The organism is Reichenbachiella versicolor (assembly GCF_003171675.1).
Classification (GTDB): domain Bacteria; phylum Bacteroidota; class Bacteroidia; order Cytophagales; family Cyclobacteriaceae; genus Reichenbachiella; species Reichenbachiella versicolor.
Genome location: NZ_QFZQ01000008.1, coordinates 24,865 through 41,313, shown reverse-complemented (window position 1 = coordinate 41,313; position 16,449 = coordinate 24,865). Strand labels below are relative to the sequence as shown.

Annotated in this window: 18 protein-coding genes; 7 read left to right on the top strand and 11 right to left on the bottom strand. The window is 35.7% G+C overall.

Annotated elements, in window-relative coordinates:
* The first annotated feature begins 80 nt into the window (after nt 1-80).
* Complete coding sequence (locus DKG80_RS16270; protein WP_109832433.1) at nt 81-671, top strand: sigma-70 family RNA polymerase sigma factor; 591 nt, start codon at nt 81-83, stop codon at nt 669-671.
* 8 nt (nt 672-679) lie between these two features.
* Here DKG80_RS16270 and DKG80_RS16265 read toward each other — a convergent pair whose 3' ends face one another.
* The 6 genes from DKG80_RS16265 to DKG80_RS16240 form a co-directional block, all read right to left on the bottom strand.
* Nucleotides 680-1,459, bottom strand: a complete 780-nt coding sequence (locus DKG80_RS16265) for a nitrilase-related carbon-nitrogen hydrolase (protein WP_109832432.1) — start codon at nt 1,457-1,459, stop codon at nt 680-682.
* Entirely contained in the window at nt 1,459-2,010 is a 552-nt protein-coding gene (gene def / locus DKG80_RS16260) for a peptide deformylase (protein WP_109832431.1), read from the bottom strand. The genes DKG80_RS16265 and def overlap by 1 nt, the downstream gene beginning before the upstream one ends.
* The gene (gene ruvX / locus DKG80_RS16255) at nt 2,007-2,420 is read right to left on the bottom strand and encodes a Holliday junction resolvase RuvX (protein WP_109832430.1); all 414 of its coding nucleotides are present in this window, start codon (nt 2,418-2,420) and stop codon (nt 2,007-2,009) included. The genes def and ruvX overlap by 4 nt, the downstream gene beginning before the upstream one ends.
* On the bottom strand, nt 2,420-3,157 hold the full coding sequence (locus tag DKG80_RS16250; protein WP_109832429.1) for an iron-sulfur cluster repair di-iron protein: 738 nt from the start codon (nt 3,155-3,157) through the stop codon (nt 2,420-2,422). The genes ruvX and DKG80_RS16250 overlap by 1 nt, the downstream gene beginning before the upstream one ends.
* 154 nt (nt 3,158-3,311) lie before the next feature.
* Complete coding sequence (locus tag DKG80_RS16245) at nt 3,312-4,238, bottom strand: NAD-dependent epimerase/dehydratase family protein (protein WP_109832428.1); 927 nt, start codon at nt 4,236-4,238, stop codon at nt 3,312-3,314.
* Nucleotides 4,239-4,248: 10 nt separating this feature from the next.
* Nucleotides 4,249-4,905, bottom strand: coding sequence for a phosphoadenylyl-sulfate reductase (locus DKG80_RS16240; RefSeq protein ID WP_109832427.1), 657 nt, complete (start codon nt 4,903-4,905; stop codon nt 4,249-4,251).
* 202 nt (nt 4,906-5,107) lie between these two features.
* On the opposite strand from DKG80_RS16240, the gene DKG80_RS16235 reads away from it, so the two are divergent.
* From DKG80_RS16235 to DKG80_RS16225, 3 genes are read left to right on the top strand one after another with little or no spacing between them, the layout of a single operon-like run.
* Nucleotides 5,108-5,515, top strand: a complete 408-nt coding sequence (locus DKG80_RS16235) for a 6-pyruvoyl trahydropterin synthase family protein (protein ID WP_109832426.1) — start codon at nt 5,108-5,110, stop codon at nt 5,513-5,515.
* The gene (gene folE / locus DKG80_RS16230) at nt 5,478-6,158 is read left to right on the top strand and encodes a GTP cyclohydrolase I FolE (RefSeq protein ID WP_109832425.1); all 681 of its coding nucleotides are present in this window, start codon (nt 5,478-5,480) and stop codon (nt 6,156-6,158) included. Before DKG80_RS16235 ends, folE begins: the two co-directional genes overlap by 38 nt.
* Nucleotide 6,159: 1 nt before the next feature.
* On the top strand, nt 6,160-6,606 hold the full coding sequence (locus DKG80_RS16225; RefSeq protein WP_109832424.1) for a DinB family protein: 447 nt from the start codon (nt 6,160-6,162) through the stop codon (nt 6,604-6,606).
* Nucleotide 6,607: 1 nt separating this feature from the next.
* On the opposite strand, the gene DKG80_RS16220 is transcribed toward DKG80_RS16225, so the two are convergent.
* The gene (locus DKG80_RS16220) at nt 6,608-7,693 is read right to left on the bottom strand and encodes an NAD-dependent epimerase/dehydratase family protein (RefSeq protein ID WP_109832423.1); all 1,086 of its coding nucleotides are present in this window, start codon (nt 7,691-7,693) and stop codon (nt 6,608-6,610) included.
* 104 nt (nt 7,694-7,797) lie between these two features.
* Entirely contained in the window at nt 7,798-8,127 is a 330-nt protein-coding gene (locus DKG80_RS16215) for a hypothetical protein (protein WP_109832422.1), read from the bottom strand.
* Between the two features lie 164 nt (nt 8,128-8,291).
* Here DKG80_RS16215 and DKG80_RS16210 point away from each other — a divergent pair, with 164 nt between their 5' ends.
* Nucleotides 8,292-8,798: a hypothetical protein gene (locus DKG80_RS16210; RefSeq protein ID WP_109832421.1), complete on the top strand. Its 507-nt coding sequence runs from the start codon at nt 8,292-8,294 to the stop codon at nt 8,796-8,798.
* A gap of 25 nt (nt 8,799-8,823) precedes the next feature.
* Here DKG80_RS16210 and uvrA read toward each other — a convergent pair whose 3' ends face one another.
* A complete protein-coding gene (gene uvrA / locus DKG80_RS16205; RefSeq protein ID WP_109832420.1) occupies nt 8,824-11,640 on the bottom strand; it encodes an excinuclease ABC subunit UvrA in 2,817 nt (938 codons plus the stop codon).
* 141 nt (nt 11,641-11,781) lie between these two features.
* Between uvrA and DKG80_RS16200 the strand changes: the two genes are divergently transcribed.
* The gene (locus DKG80_RS16200; protein WP_109832419.1) at nt 11,782-12,555 is read left to right on the top strand and encodes a fatty acid desaturase; all 774 of its coding nucleotides are present in this window, start codon (nt 11,782-11,784) and stop codon (nt 12,553-12,555) included.
* Between the two features lie 202 nt (nt 12,556-12,757).
* On the opposite strand, the gene DKG80_RS16195 is transcribed toward DKG80_RS16200, so the two are convergent.
* Nucleotides 12,758-14,311: an alpha-L-fucosidase gene (locus DKG80_RS16195; RefSeq protein ID WP_245907022.1), complete on the bottom strand. Its 1,554-nt coding sequence runs from the start codon at nt 14,309-14,311 to the stop codon at nt 12,758-12,760.
* Nucleotides 14,312-14,466: 155 nt separating this feature from the next.
* On the bottom strand, nt 14,467-15,474 hold the full coding sequence (gldB, locus tag DKG80_RS16190) for a gliding motility lipoprotein GldB (RefSeq protein WP_162555926.1): 1,008 nt from the start codon (nt 15,472-15,474) through the stop codon (nt 14,467-14,469).
* A gap of 63 nt (nt 15,475-15,537) precedes the next feature.
* Between gldB and DKG80_RS16185 the strand changes: the two genes are divergently transcribed.
* On the top strand, nt 15,538-16,170 hold the full coding sequence (locus DKG80_RS16185; RefSeq protein ID WP_109832417.1) for an outer membrane beta-barrel protein: 633 nt from the start codon (nt 15,538-15,540) through the stop codon (nt 16,168-16,170).
* Nucleotides 16,171-16,449 lie beyond the last annotated feature (279 nt).

Here is a 16,449-nt window from a genome sequence, read left to right as displayed (position 1 = left end):
TTGAAATATTCTAAGTGATAATTTTCATCAAAAGCTATTAATCAGATACTCGTATAATATTGTATACCTTTGCATTAATTATGTCACAAGCTGAACTAACTTCATACCGCCCTTTGCTCTATTCTATTGCTTACAAGCTAGTAGGATGCACTGCCACTGCTGAAGATCTAGTACAAGATACGTTCGTAAACTGGTTGAAAACAGATAAATTCAAAGTAAAGGATGTTAAAGCATACTTAATTAAAAGTATAACAAACTCCTGCTTTAACTATCTTAATTCTATTAAGAAAAAGAAAGAGCAATTGATGGAGAATGTAAGTCTACCTCAAATCAACTTTAGTCCAGATTTCTCTTCGCTAGATCTTAGATGTGAGGTTACTCAAGCGCTAGCTACAATGAGTAAGAAATTAGCACCTTCTGAAAGAGCCGTATTTATGCTTAAAGGCCTTTTTAACATTGATTATAGCGAGATCACTTCTATACTTAATAAAACTAGTGACAATTGTCGTCAGTTATTTAGTCGTGCTCAAACCAAGTTAGTTGATGACAAGGATCGATTTAATCTAGACACAGATCATTTATTAAATCTAGTAACAAACTTTAAGAAAGCGACGCTTGGTGAATTAACAGATCTAATAGATAATTTGAAAAGGGATATAGAAAACAAATAAATCTTTCGTCAAAGTCTAGCATCTTTTAAAAAAGGATATTTTCCACGAAAGTCATTCAGTGTTTGTTTCTGTATTTCTACTATTGCAATCTTAGTTTCTTGATAAGGAGATTGTATATATTCTCCCTGATAATCAACAACTTGACTTCGGCCCATATAATCTAGACCATTTAAGTCTCTACCAACTCTATTGACTCCTAAAACATAACTTTGATTTTCAATTGCGCGAGCAGTCAATAGACTATCCCAGGCGTTTTGTCTTGTAGAGGGCCAATTAGCAATAAATACTAAAAGGTCATATTCATATTCACCTTCTATTATTTTATTTCTTGACCACTCCGGGAATCTAAGATCATAGCAAATCATTGGGCAAATCCTCCAACCTTTATGTTCTACTATGAGTTTTTGGGTTCCAGCTTTAAAAATCTTTTCCTCACCCATCATTGAAAAAAGGTGCTTCTTATCATAAGATTCTATCCTTCCATCAGGAAAAGCAAAGACGAAACGGTTGTATATCAACCCTTTGTCATTTACTAGATAACTACCTCCTATTACCGCTTTGTATTGAGACGCTATCTGTAGAAGCCACCTTTGGGTTTTAAGTCCTGGAACTTCAGCAAGCGATTTGTTAATAGAAAAACCTGTATTGAAAGTTTCCGGAAGGATTATTAAATCTACATTTCCCTCCAAAGCCCATAACTTCTCTTCCAGTTCATTAAGATTAGCCTCTACATTTTCCCAATAAATGTCTGTTTGGACAAGGGCAACCTTGAGGTTATCAGCGATCATTATTTTTTAGGTGCCTTGATTTTATAATCGGCATCGCACTTTCCTTTGCTAATATTGGAAAGTTTCCCTTTGAGAATTCTTTTCTTAAAGGGGGATAAATAATCAGTAAATAGAACCCCATCTATATGATCAAATTCATGTTGGATGATTCTAGCTTTCATACCATCAAACTCCTCTTCGTGTTCTACAAAATCTGTATCTAAATAATTGATACAAAGCTTTGGTTGTCGCATTACATCTTCACGGACTCCTGGGATACTCAAGCACCCTTCTTCAAATGCCCACTTTTCTCCTTCTTCCCATACAATTTCAGGATTGATAAATACTTTCTTAAAATCTTCCATACCTTCTTCCTCAATGGGGCTACCATCTACTATGAACATACGAATTGACTTGCCGATCTGAGGAGCTGCTAGTCCTATTCCACTAGCTTGATACATTGTTTCAAACATATCCTCTGCTAGTTGTTTGACATCCATTTCTCCCTCTTCTATCTCAACGGCTACCTTCTTTAATACAGGGTCGCCATACATTACTATTGGATAAATCATACTATAGAATCTAAATAGGACTGCAATATGATCGCAGCACTTATCTTGTCCACATTTTCTTTTTTCCTGCGTTCACTTTTTTTCATCCCACCTGTAAGCATTGCGCTTTTTGCCATTTTGCTAGTAAAGCGTTCGTCTACTTGATGAATTGGAAGACCAGGAAATTCCTTGTCAAGCAAATTTATAAAAGACCTCACAGATGCAGTGCTATCTGTGTCATTATTCATAAGGTCTTTGGGCATACCAATTACTATAGCATCTATACCTTCTGAATCCTTATATGATTTTAAAAATGATATGGCTTCTTTAGTTGGTACAGTGTCTAAAGGTGAACATATAATTTGCAAAGGGTCAGTCACTGCAAGCCCTGTCCTTTTTTTGCCATAGTCTATGGCGAGAATTCTTCCCATTAATTAAGTCCGACTTTTGAATCAAGCAATTTAATAGCTTCTTTTTCGATTATCAGTCCTTTAGCAAATAAGATGTCATTTTCAATGTTAGCATGTCTAACTAAATCTTCATCAAACTGTCTCAATGCAATAATTAAAAGGCGAAGCGTTGGATCAGATATTCCTTCGGTACTATAGTTATTAGTAATATCACGAATACCTTTCATTTCAGTATCTGAATCGTTATGATATAAAGCAAATTCCTGTACAGAAAACTTGTCCATTCGTGTTTGCATCATGGTGGTATTCAATTTACCATTTACAAATTTTTCTAAATCACTCAAATAGGTAAATAATCTATCCTCTTCCTCATAAATATGATGAATAAAATCCTCTATGAACATAGGAAGAATCATCTTTAAATCCTGTACAAGATTCTGATCCTCTGAGTTTTCAACTTCTGCTACTTTCTTCAAAATGTAGGACAGAGTATCTTTTATGAAAATCTGATGTGAATGTTTGAGATAAGCTACAATCAATCGAATAGGATATTTTCTAAGGTCTAAGTACTCTCTTGACTTTCGACTATTAGACTCTTCTAAAATCGTTAATAGATTGTCGAGATTAATATTGTTTTCTTTAGTAATTTCTGCCAAAGTTTTATCTCTCGATTCATAAAATTCAACACCAAGTTGTTCTAGTACTTTAGCGTAAACTACATCTTCATCGATAAGAGATTCTATAGACTTATTTTGCATGACTTTATACTATTGAGTGTAATCAAAAATACCAAATGGTCCTAGGCATAACAATGACAAAAGTCAGGTTTTAACAATTATGTCGCGAAAATTTGACCTCTTACCTTCCTCTACTGTTTTAAAAACATTAGTTCTTAATAAAGTTTGAGTTCTTTTAATATGAAAAACTATTTAAGAACTCGATTAGTTCGGATTTGAAATGTGACTCTGTATCACCGTAAGAAATGTACTTTTTTAATTTTTGATCCATACTAACCATTTGCTGTTGAAGCTCTGTTTGTTGGTTTATAAATAAAAATTCAAGGTCCGGTTTTAGCTCTTTTAGCACATCCACAATATCCAGAACAGACATATTTCTTTCGGCAATATTGTAGTCGCCGATAGGAACCTCCGTAGTCGTTATTTTATTTAATATTTCTCCAATAGCGTTAATATGAATAAAAGCTCTTTTCTGATTACCACTTCCATTAATCTGTATTCTTCCACTAAAATTAGCCTCGAAAACAAATTTATTAATGACGGCATCAAATCGCATACTTCTACCATAGCCATAGACATTGCCACATCGAAGAATAATAGGATTAAACTTTTTATCCAGCCTTTGGATGTGTTCCTCTCCTCGTTGTTTAGAAATCGCATAAAATGAAGAAGGATTGACTGGTGAATCTTCAGTCAGTTCATCGTTCGAAAAACCATAAACTCCCATACTGCTGAGATAGATTACCTTCTTAACCGAGTCAGATTCCTCAATGGCGTAACTTAACTCAGCTGTACCCCAGTTATTGATTTGCTCATAGAAATGCAAATTTACATTAGCAAATGGTGACGTTGCCTTTGCAGCTAAATGATAAACTACATCGATTCCCTGTAGCGCTTTTTTTAGACTTCTGGAATCAAGCAAATCACCTTTTACAAATTTTAATCCTTCGGGGTGGATATATTTATCTCCCAAAAACATATTATAGTTTCCACGAAGAAGGTTATCATATACTAGAATGCTTTTGACACTTTTATTGGCACACAGACTTTTTATCAACCGAGTGCCAATATATCCTGCACCACCAGTTACTAATACATTCATAGATTATTCTTTATTTCGCGACTAATTCAGTGTGTAGCCCACACTCTGTTTTGTTCATTCCATACCACCTTGCCTCACGTTCCATCATTTCTAATGAGGGTTTGCGCGTGCAAGGCTCACAGCCTATACTCGTATATCCTTGAGGTTCGAGAGGGTGCTTCAGCAAATTGTATTCTTTGATATAGTCATATATCATTTTGTTGGTCCATTCTAACATAGGATGGAATCGAATAGTGCCAAATTTAGAAGGGACCTCTACTTTCATTTTTGCTCGATTAGCATTTTGATCTTTTCGAATACCGTTGACCCATACATCGTAATCCGATAATAATTTGTCCATTGGTTGAACTTTATTGTAAAAACAACATCTATCAGGATCAGAAGCAAATAGCAATTTTCCTTCGCTATCTTTTTGCAAACTCTTAGGCACGTCTGGCTTGACGTCCATAATTGTTAACCCCCAATTTTCTGCTAGAGAATCTTTGAATTGAATAGTTTCGGGAAATAAAAAACCTGTATTCAAACAATATATGGGAATGGATTTATCAATTCTACTCAATATGTGCAGCATAACAATACTATGAGTTTGAAAAGAGGAAGTTGTGAATAGTCTCTTTCCGTCATTCTGATATTGTATAATCGCATTTTTAATTTCTTCAAAATCCACACTAAAAAGGGGCTATGGTAAAACTTTCGTAAATTAAGAAATATCCATTATCCATCACGAAATGTCAAATAAGTTACGAGAATCCGCATAAATAAGGTTCGAAAAATTACCTTGTTAAAACAAATAATGAATTATACCGTAAACTTGCACCGTATAAAGCGTCTCGTTTTATTACTTATATAAATAGTTAAACAGTAAAGATTTGAAAACAGCAGTTTATCGGCTAGAGCACTTCAATGCTGCTCACCGTCTGCACAATCCAGACTGGTCAGATCAAAAGAATGAAGAAGTTTTTGGTAAATGTAACAATGCATACTATCATGGCCACAACTATAATCTGGAGGTATGTTTAATAGGAGATATAGATCCTGATACTGGATATGTATTTGACCTAAAGGTTCTTAGTGATTTGATTAAAGAAAAAATTCTTGATCGATTTGACCACAAAAACCTAAATTTAGATACTGAAGAATTCAAAGAACTCAACCCAACAGCTGAAAATATAGCCGTAGTCATCTACAACTTATTAAGAGCTGAGATACAAAGTGAAATTGAACTGAAAATCAAGTTGTATGAAACAGAAAGAAACTACGTCGAGTATCCCGTATGAAATAATGGAGGATATGGATCATATAGGATCCTCTTTTGACACACCTTTAAGGGCTGATGCTTTTGAAATGGATGACGACCTTAAAATGGAATTGATCTCAAAGCATTTTAGAGAAATCATGCAGATATTGGGTCTTGACTTATCAGATGATAGTCTTAGCGGTACGCCTCATAGAGTCGCCAAGATGTATGTTAAAGAAGTTTTTAGTGGGTTAAACCCTGCAAATAAACCCGTGGTCAAGTTATTTGATAATAAATACGACTACGATCAAATGTTGGTAGAAAAGAACATTACTTTTTATTCCAATTGTGAGCATCATTTTGTTCCAATCTATGGAAAAGCACATGTAGCTTATATTTCTAGCGGTAAGGTGATAGGTCTTTCTAAAATAAACCGTATTGTTCAGTATTACGCTAAAAGGCCTCAAGTTCAGGAAAGATTAACTGTTCAAATTGCTAATGAGCTAAAACAAATTTTAGATACTGACGATGTGGCGGTAGTAATAGATGCCGTACATATGTGTGTAGCTTCACGCGGAGTAAATGATACCAATAGCAGAACGGGAACTTCACATTTTAGTGGGAAATTTAAGGAAGAAACCTCTAGGAAGGAATTCTTAAATTATATTAACGCTCCCACTTAATATGAACAAAGCCAACTTAAAAGCTCTCTATCTCAGAGATCTAGATCGTCTTATCGAGGAAATAAAATCTTATAAAGACGAAAAAAACTTATGGATCGTTGAGAACCAAGTAAACAACTCTGCTGGAAATTTGTGTCTACACCTTTGTGGTAATTTACAACATTTCGTTGGAGCTATAATAGGTCAAAGTGGTTACATTAGGGATAGAGAGCAAGAGTTTGGTTCTAGAGATATTCATAGGGAATTGTTAATTCAAGAGGTTGAGTTTACTAAAGATGCGATTAAACTTGGCTTCGATCAATACGATGAGAAATTAGGGGAAGATATTTATCCAATAGAAGTATTCGGGAAACCTATGACTAATGAATACTTTTTATTTCATCTAATTGCCCACCTCAACTATCACTTAGGGCAAATTAGTTACCATAGAAGATTAATTGAAAAATAAGCTACTTGAGCATATTATTTTCCAAGATGTATTTGAGCATTTCGATAATAGCTTCATTGACGGGTTTATAATAGACACCCAACTCATGACGACTCTTGGTATTGTCAAATTTTAGGTCTTTGTCGACATTGTTTACAACGAACCTTCTAGAATAGCCTTGTGCAAAACCTAAGAAATACAGCATTCTAGTGGATAAAAGCTTTCTGGGAAAATTAAAACTTTCTCCAAAATATTGATCTAACACTTTAGCAATTTCCAATATAGACTTCACCTCATTCACAATCATAAACCGTCCTATAGCATATTCATCTTGAGCTGCGAAAATATGGGCTTGTGCGACATCTCTTACATCTACTAGACCAACCTTTATATTTGGAACTCCATTTTTATATGTGCCGTCGGCTATTTTTCGAATAAAATCAAAACTACCTGACTTACTTTTAAAGGTAAGCGAGGGTCCTAAGAATAGTGAAGGGTTTAATACGACTAATTTCCATCGATTCTGTTCATCATGCAACTTCCATGCTTCACGTTCTGCGACTGTTTTGGCAAAGCCAAGTGGTTGATAATTTAAGTTGCTTGATTTGTTCCAATAGTTTTCGGTAAAAGTTTCATCTTTTACTCCAATGCAGTCAGTTGCATCTCCATATATTGCAGAAATGGCACTCGTCAAAACTACCTTCTTCACCGAGTGTGCCTTATTTACTGCACTTATTACATTCCTTGTGCCGTCTAGTGATGGATCTATTAGTTCTTTTTGCGGACTTCGAATGTTATGAACTTTATACGGAGAAGCAGTATGAAAAACAATGTTACACCCAGTAATACAAGCATTGAAAGCTTCAGGATCAAGTAAATCTGCTTGGAATACCTCTAAACTACCTTTACTTCTTTCAGCTATTTTTTGAAGGTGTTTATAGCTATCTTCATTATTGATATGACGAACTGTAATTCTAACTTTATAACCATCTTCTAGTAGATACTTAACTAGCCAAGACGCCATAAAACCAGCACCTCCAGTCACTAAAACAGGAAAATCTCTTCCTAAAATATTTGGGTTTATCTCTTCCGGCTCACAACTGAACATAGCTATATTAAATTAGATATTCAGAAAGAAATTTCCCAGAAGGATTGACATAAAAAACCCATCTCGATATATCGAGATGGGTTTTTAAAATATTTAAAAAGTAATTACTTTGTCGGACATTCGTCTGGAAGCGTTACTCCTGCAGCTGCCGTTTTGTAACCTTCAATAGTTGCCTTTTCTGCATCGGAACAACCTTCAGACTGTATTGTTACAGCATTGAATTTAGACAATGCCTCTTTCAACGCGTTACAGTTTGTAGGTGTATCTTCTGTTGTGTAATTAGTAATAGCTTCAGTCAATGCTTTGCCTAAAGGATCGACTTCAGAGAAATTACATTCTCCTGACCCTCCATCATCACCTGACGAATCACATGATGCAAAAAAGAATGCTGATAAAATAAGTGTTGTTGCGAATAGTCTGTTAATCATATTCATTATTCAAATAATTTAAGTTTTTAACGCTACAAGTTAAGCATTTGGAAAATTATTTCCTAACTGCCCTTAAAGTATTGGTGGATTCATAATTTTATCAGGTCCATGGAATATATGCATTATGCCTAGTAACGTGCTAACTTTACACTTTTAAAAAAAATCAGACTATGGTTAGATTTTTCGGTTGGGTGCTTCTTTCAACATTTATAGCTAGTTGTTCAGCATTTTATGACAAGGAAAAAACAAATGTCAATCAAATCATCAAGACTCAAGAAATTAAAAAAGTAAGTACCACAGAAATATTAATCTTTGGAGAAAAGCTTGGTTTGAAATATGGTAATCAGGTAAAAGAACTTGCTGTATTATTTTGCAACTATGATCAGGCCATTGATTCTATCTCGTTTTCTGACCTAAAAATATATTATGACACTTTAGCCTCTTCATTCGCCAACAAGGAATCCAAAGCTCTATTTGAAGCATATCAATATTCAGAGGAAAATAATATACTTATGAGTCCTTCTGTGCAAACACTTCCTGACGGTAATATTCTATACACTTTTCCCATAGAATCAAATGAAGGATCATTCGATGAGAACTGTGAAGAAAAAAGACCCTTCGGTATGCTAGAAATTATCTTGGCTCGTAAACTCGTTGTAAACTCGATAGAAATCTAAAAAGCTCCTCTCAATTACAGTTTTATCAAGACAGCTTCTCTTTCAAAAATCTAGCAGTGTGATTATCATTTAGCTTAACCATATCTTCTGGTAATCCTGCAAAACACAGTTTACCGCCTTGATCACCACCATCAGGCCCAAGGTCAATAATCCAGTCGGACGATTTAATGATTTCCATGTTATGTTCAATAATAACTACAGTGTTTCCTTGATATACTAAGGCATTTATTGAAGCTAGTAACTTTTCAATATCCTTAAAATGGAGACCCGTAGTAGGTTCATCGAAGATGAAAAGAATATGCTCTCTCTGAGCTACTGCTCCTCTTCCCAGAAAAGAAGCAAGTTTAACTCGCTGAGCTTCCCCACCTGACAAGGAATTGGAACTTTGACCTAATTGAACGTAACCAAGGCCTACATCATCCAGTGGTTTGAGCTTATTGACGATTGATTTTTGGTCTGAAAAGAACTCTAAACTCTCTTCAATTGTCATTTCCAAAACATCGCTAATACTCTTGTCTTTATAGGTAACCTCAAGTATTTCTTCTTTAAACCGCTTTCCTTTACATTCATCACAAGTCAAGTGGAGATCAGCCATAAATTGCATTTCAATTTTAACTTCTCCTTCTCCTTGACAAGTTTCACAGCGGCCACCTTCAACATTAAACGAGAAATGAGCTGGCTTTAAACCTCGTTGCTTAGCCATAACTTGATCCGCAAATAAGGATCTAATAGGATCATAAGCTTTGACATAGGTAACGGGATTAGATCTTGAACTTCTACCCAGAGGGTTTTGATCAATCATCTCCAACCTATCTATTATTTTATAATCACCGTCTAACTCACTAAATTTTCCAGTTTCTTCACCAGTGACTCCATGCATCTTTCCTAGTGCTGGATAGAATATTTTTCTTATCAGTGTTGACTTACCAGATCCACTAACACCAGTGACACTGGTTAAAACTCCCAGAGGGATTTCTACATCAATTCTTTTAAGATTATTTTCTCGTGCACCTAAAATTTTAATCGACTTTGACCATTGGCGTCTATTTTCGGGAATAGGTATGAATTCTTTTCCGTTCAGAAATCTAGCAGTAATGGAATCCTTTTCTTTTAGTATTTTGTCCCAGTCACCCTGAAAAACTAAGTTTCCTCCATGCATTCCAGCTGCTGGCCCAATATCAATTATCTGGTCTGCACGCCTCATAACCTCTTCCTCGTGTTCTACTACTATGACAGTATTGCCAACATTTCTTAGAGTGTTGAGAACATTTCCCAATCTAGCGGTATCTCTTGGGTGTAAACCAATACTTGGTTCATCTAATATATACATAGACCCTACGAGAGCACTTCCCAACGATGTTGCAAGTTTTATACGCTGATACTCTCCTCCAGAGAGTGTTGAGGTCAATCGATTTAATGTTAAATAACCAAGACCTACTTCTTGCATATACCGAAGTCGGTTTTTTATTTCCTTAAGAAGTCGATCGGCTACTTTTTTATCAAAATCTGATAACTGAAGCTCATCAAAAAACGCAATAGCTTTATTAATGGGCATTAAAACAATGTCAGTTATGGACTTGTCATTGATTTTGACATAGTTTGCGTCTTTTCTTAACCGAGTTCCTTTACAATCTGGGCATGTTGTTTTTCCCCGATATCTAGAGAGCATAACTCTGTATTGTATCTTATGAAGTTGGCTTTCTATAAACTTGAAATAAGCGTTAATTCCTTCAAAGTGCTTATGGCCATTCCATAGTAAATCATACTGTTCTTCGGTAAGATCTTTTATCGGACGATGAATTGGAAAATCTATATCCAATGCCATATCAATTAGCGGCTGGATCCATTTCCTCATGTTCTCACTTCTCCACGGCACAATAGCATTTTCAAAAACAGATAGGTTGCGATCTGCGATTACTAGATCTGGATCAATCCCTAATACTTTTCCAAAACCTTCACACCTACGACAAGCACCATATGGATTATTGAAGCTAAATAAATTGACAGATGGTTCTTCAAACTCTACCCCATCTAGTTCGAATTTATCTGAATATTTTACAACGTCTCCTCCTCGATAGTGAACATGACAATTTCCATCACCTTCAAAAAAAGCAGTTTGTACTGAATCTCCTATCCTAAAGATTGTATCTTCATCCTCATCATTTACTGCGACTCTATCGATAAGGATTTCGATCTGGTCAAAAGTTAGTTTTTGAGCATCTAAATCCTCCAAATACTGCACTTCTTCCTCAATTAAAACTCTGGTAAAACCTTTACTCAGGAGAATATTAATTTCTTCTTCTACTCCTCTACCGTCATGAAGTACCAGAGGGGCTGCTATCATCAATTTTGTGCCGTTTTCTTGAGTATTGATTGCATTAACGACTGACGTCACGGAGTCTTTTTTAACCTCCTTTCCAGAGATTGGAGAAATTGTCTTTCCTACTCTTGCGAAAAGCAACTTCATATAGTCGTATATCTCAGTAGTCGTACCTACGGTAGAACGTGGGTTTCTGGTATTGACTTTTTGCTCAATGGCTACAGCAGGAGAAATTCCTTTGATATAATCGACCTCTGGTTTTTCCATCCTACCTAAGAACTGCCGAGCATAGGATGAAAGGCTTTCTACATACTTTCTCTGTCCTTCTGCAAATAATGTATCAAACGCCAATGAAGATTTGCCAGAGCCTGACAGACCTGTAATCACTACTAATTTGTTTCTTGGAATAGCGACACTCAAGTCCTTAAGATTATTGACTCTTGCGCCTTTGACAATAATATACTCTTTGGGATCTAATTGGTCGATGTTGGTAACATCAGTTGAATCTGGAGCTTTCGCCATTCTGCAATGTTTTTTTAAAGCGCAAAGATATTGATACGTGATCCAAAAGAGGTCAGTTCAGAACTAATTGAAATTTTTTTGCCCACAATTGTCACAATATTCTACACTACTTGTCTTAGGGTTAGGCAACAATTAAAAAACATGGAAATATTAATATTAATGCTGGTTTTGTGGTACGTGGGTCTGTTCTTCCAGACTTTTTTCCTTCATCGCTATGCTGCTCATCAGTCTTTCACTATGTCGAAATTTGGTGAAAAAATCTGTTTTATAGGAACTTGGATATTTCAAGGTTCAAATTACCTAAGCGCATACGGTTATGGTATCATGCACAGAATGCACCACGCATATGCTGACACTGAAAAAGATGTCCATTCTCCTAAATATGATAAATCTTTATTTTCTATGATGTGGAGAACTAAGACTATATACTCTTCTATCACCAACAAAGAAGTTGAAGGGATTGAAGAAAGGTTTACAAAAGATGTTCCTGAGTGGCATTGGTTTGATAAGTTCGCTAGGTCTTGGGTTTCAAGAATAGGTTGGGGAGTATTCTACACATGGTTTTTCTATACATATGCTACAGCTTGGTGGCAATGGTTGGCTCTTCCAATAGCTTTCTTAATGGCCCCTATTCATGGCGCAATCATTAATTGGTTTGCACATATATATGGATATGTGAACTATAAAGTTGGAGATACTAGTAAAAATATGCTGCCAGTAGATTTCCTCATGATGGGAGAAAGCTACCATAATAATCACCATAAGCATGGTAACAGAGCTAATTTCGGAGGTGTAAGATGGCACGAAATAGATCCTACTTATGTAATCATGTGGGTCCTTGACAAATTAGGAATGATTCATATTAAGAGACTAGAAGTCTCTGTTAAAAGAGAAGGTCTTAAAAAAGCTGCATAGCAGTTTTCTAGTTAAAATTTGTTTAGCCCAGTACTGAAAAGTGCTGGGTTTTTTATTTTAAAATATTACGTGACGATAGATATTTAGCTTAAGATCTTCTATTGATATTTTGTTCAAATCCGAGAAGGGAAAAGGTTAACATCAAAAAAAGACCAGACACTATATGCATCTGGTCTTTGTTAAATGAATTACAATATTGTTTTTACATGGAGATAGCTACTGAGTGAGCAAAGTCTCCAATTTTCTCTGCTGGTAATTGAATTTCAAGACCGGCTTCTGTTATTTCCCAGCTCAGTTTAGCATCACTACCTAATAGTTTTATGTCTTTGATTTCCTTAAGTTCGTATTCTGATCCCTTAGCCAATGACTTAATAACCATTTTGCTATTTTCTGGCCAATCCATAGCTATAGCGTAAAGTGTGTTTTCTTTGGTAGTGAATCTTATATCTTCTGCAGTCATACCTTTATTACCACCTTCAGAGTGGTGACCTTTCTTCACTTCAGTAGGCCCTTCACCAAAAATATTCCAATACTTCGTATCATAGATAGCTTCACCGTTCGTATCCAACCATGATCCGATTTGTAATAAAATCTCCTCTTGATCCTCAGGAATAGTACCATCAGCTTTTGGACCTACATTTAGAAGAAGGTTGCCATTTTTACTCACGATATCTATTAAGTCATCGATAAGAGAGTTTGCTGTTTTAGACTTCCAATTAGTTACGTAACTCCAAGAATTCTTACCAATAGAAGTATCTGTTTGCCAAGGAAGCTTACGAATACCAGGTAATTTCCCTCTTTCAAGATCATAGATTACTGTTCCCTCTGGAAAAGCTTCATGGCTAAAGTTCTTGTCCTGTAGTACAACTTCTTTGTTCCATTCAATTCCTTTATTGTAATAGTAAGCAGCCAATCTTGGTCTTACCGACTCGAAATCAGGAATATCTACGTAAAAATCTAACCAAAAAATATCTGGCTGATAGTTGTCAATAACGTCAATCGTTCTTTCCCACCATCTGTCCAAAAATTTCTGAGAAACTGGCTCCAAAAGATCCTTTCCTTTGGAACTGTACAAATCTGCATATTCTGGATCAACGGTATCGAAGTGATCCTTTTTATTATAAAATGACCAGTTGAAGGCAAAGTGTGATGACGTACCCATGATCATACCTTTCTCACGTCCAGCTTTAAACAGTTCTCCAAGGACGTCACGTTTGGGACCCATATCAAATGAGTTCCATCTTGTCGTATTCGACTTATACATCGCAAAACCATCATGGTGGTCTGCTACAGGAATAACGTATTTAGCTCCAGCTTTTTGGAAAAGGTCTATCCAAGCTTCAGGATCCCACTTTTCAGCTTTGAACATTGGTATAAAATCCTTGTATCCAAACTCTTTTGGGTCTCCCCAGTTCTCTTTGTGGTGACTATGAACTTTATGAGGGCCATCCTGTTGGTGATCAAGCTGAGCAGTAAAGGTAGCCGTATCCATATACATTAATCTTGGATACCATTCTGACCCAAAAGCGGGTACAGTATACGCTCCCCAATGAATAAATATCCCAAATTTCTGTTTATTGAACCATTCAGGGTCTTTGTAGTTAGCTTTTATAGATTCCCAGTTTGGTTCGTAGACAGGTTTAGTCTCTTCGTCCAAAGCGACTTCAGCTTTTTTAGGACTACAAGCAGTTAATAAAGCTAAACTGCACATAGCATAAGCTGAGTATTTCTTAAGTTTTTGAATTGTGATGAACATAAAAATTTATTGATGCTAATATTGACCGTCTAGTGACTCATCTGTCACTCTAACAAATACTAAAGTAGAAAGCTAGAGATATCTATATTAGGGTATTCTCGATGAAGATATATCACCCCCTTTTTTCTCAAGGTTTTATATCCTTTGTCTAGTCACTATCGAGTGTTTTTAGGCTTGTATTTTGACATTTGGAAGATTTTATGCGCATCCGTTTCAGCCATCAGTTCTTGAATAGTCACATCATTTTCTTCCATATATTTATTTACGATTTGCCATCCAATCCAAGCTCCTATTCTTCCTGGGCATTTCTCACTGATCTCAAATACATTAGGTGCTTCACCTACGAATTTGTTTTTCATAAAGTGATCAGTCTCATACAAAAGTTCGTTCTCAATAAAATTGGCCCAGATGACTTCCTGATTACTTTTAGCTAGTCTCATTTCTTCAGATGTATAACCTATGATCAATGAATCAGGAATACAGGGCATGGATTGCTTCACGAAATAATATGATTTACCAATATTTACCATATCTGCGAGCAGGGTTCCATGTTTCTGATCAATCTGGTTAAATTCATTCGATACGAAACTCATAATTATCGGAGCCATGCTTTCTCGCATATATCTTCTTACCATATATTTCGGAATGTTGTTAGGATGAAAAGATCCGTTCATTCCAATAAGGTAATCCAAACCAACAACGATCAACGAATCTGATATGTATAAATCATTGTACAATCCTGATACCATAGTCTGTAGTCGTGGGACTTTTGTCTCAGGATAATGATACTTCACGAATTGATAAGCATGCTCAAGTTGTTTGACATAAACATCTAAGTCTTTGAAGTACTCCAAGGCTTCATTAGTCAGAGTATCTATGGATGGCTCTTGAAAAAGAGGCAGCATTCGCTTGGCTAATATCTGATCATTAGGGTATTGCTTGGCATCCAAGAAAAAGTCAGCCATTGTCCTGTTCCTATTCAAGAACAAAAGGACATCATCCACTGTCTTAAAATTTCTTGTTTGTTCTTCAAGCCTTTCTACTGGTATATCGATTGGAATAGACTGATATTTATCATTGACTTCACAGGAATCCGATCCACAGGACCATACTACTATTCCTGTAATAACTGCTAAAAACTGAGTGATATATGACAACTTCAAAGTTTGGGGTTTTAGATTTGCGCAATTGAAAAACTGCGAGACAAAAGTATTTATTTTAGACTCATGAAGAAATTTATCCTCACCGCCACTTTAATCATTTGTGCAATTTATAGCCAAGCCCAATTAAGAATTGGTTTGATGGCTGCCCCAGAATTTTCGTATGGACAAGTAAAGTATAATGGAGAGACTACATCTGTCGATAGTGATGGAGCTACTTTCTTATCAAAATTTGGACTTGAATTCGACTTTATGATGTCCGATACTTATGCATTTAGCACAGGTTTAATTTACTCTCCTAAAAGACTTTCTCTAAAAGCTGAAAACGCTGATGGAACTGTAATCGCAGAAGAGTATAAGATCCAATATTTACAACTTCCAGCGACTCTTAAACTGTTTACAAGTGAGATTCAGCCAGATTTGAAGGCTTATTTCCAAATCGGTTTCATGGGAGAAATAATGCTTTACAATGAAAAGCTTGAAGATGATAATGAACTAGTCGATAAGTTTCAGTTCTTTGACTTTTCCTTTACTGGCGGAGCTGGTTTGGAATACGGGGCAGGAGTAAATACTATTATTTATGGAGGAGTATTTTATGACCTAGGATTAGTAAATGTAATCAAGGAAGAAAATGCTCCTGAGGACGATTTGACAGCAAAAATGAGAGCTTGGAGTTTGAAAATTGGATTGAAATTTTAATCTCAAGGAGATAGCCCATTAGGTTTAATTCCCCAACCCTTAGGTCGAGGAGATTCTTTCTCAGAAGCCACGTCTTAAGTCTTTATCTAAAAGATTTTTTTCCTGATCTGGTAGTCTGAGGGCCTGAAATCATTTTTTTCTCCAAAGACAATGAATTAAAAATCGTAAAATATTCAGATTGAGTAATCCAGCTGAATTGAAGCAAAAAAGAATTTTCGTAGAGAGCTTCAGCTGGATTATTCCAAAAAATATCTTTTTTTCAATAATCCAGTCTACGAG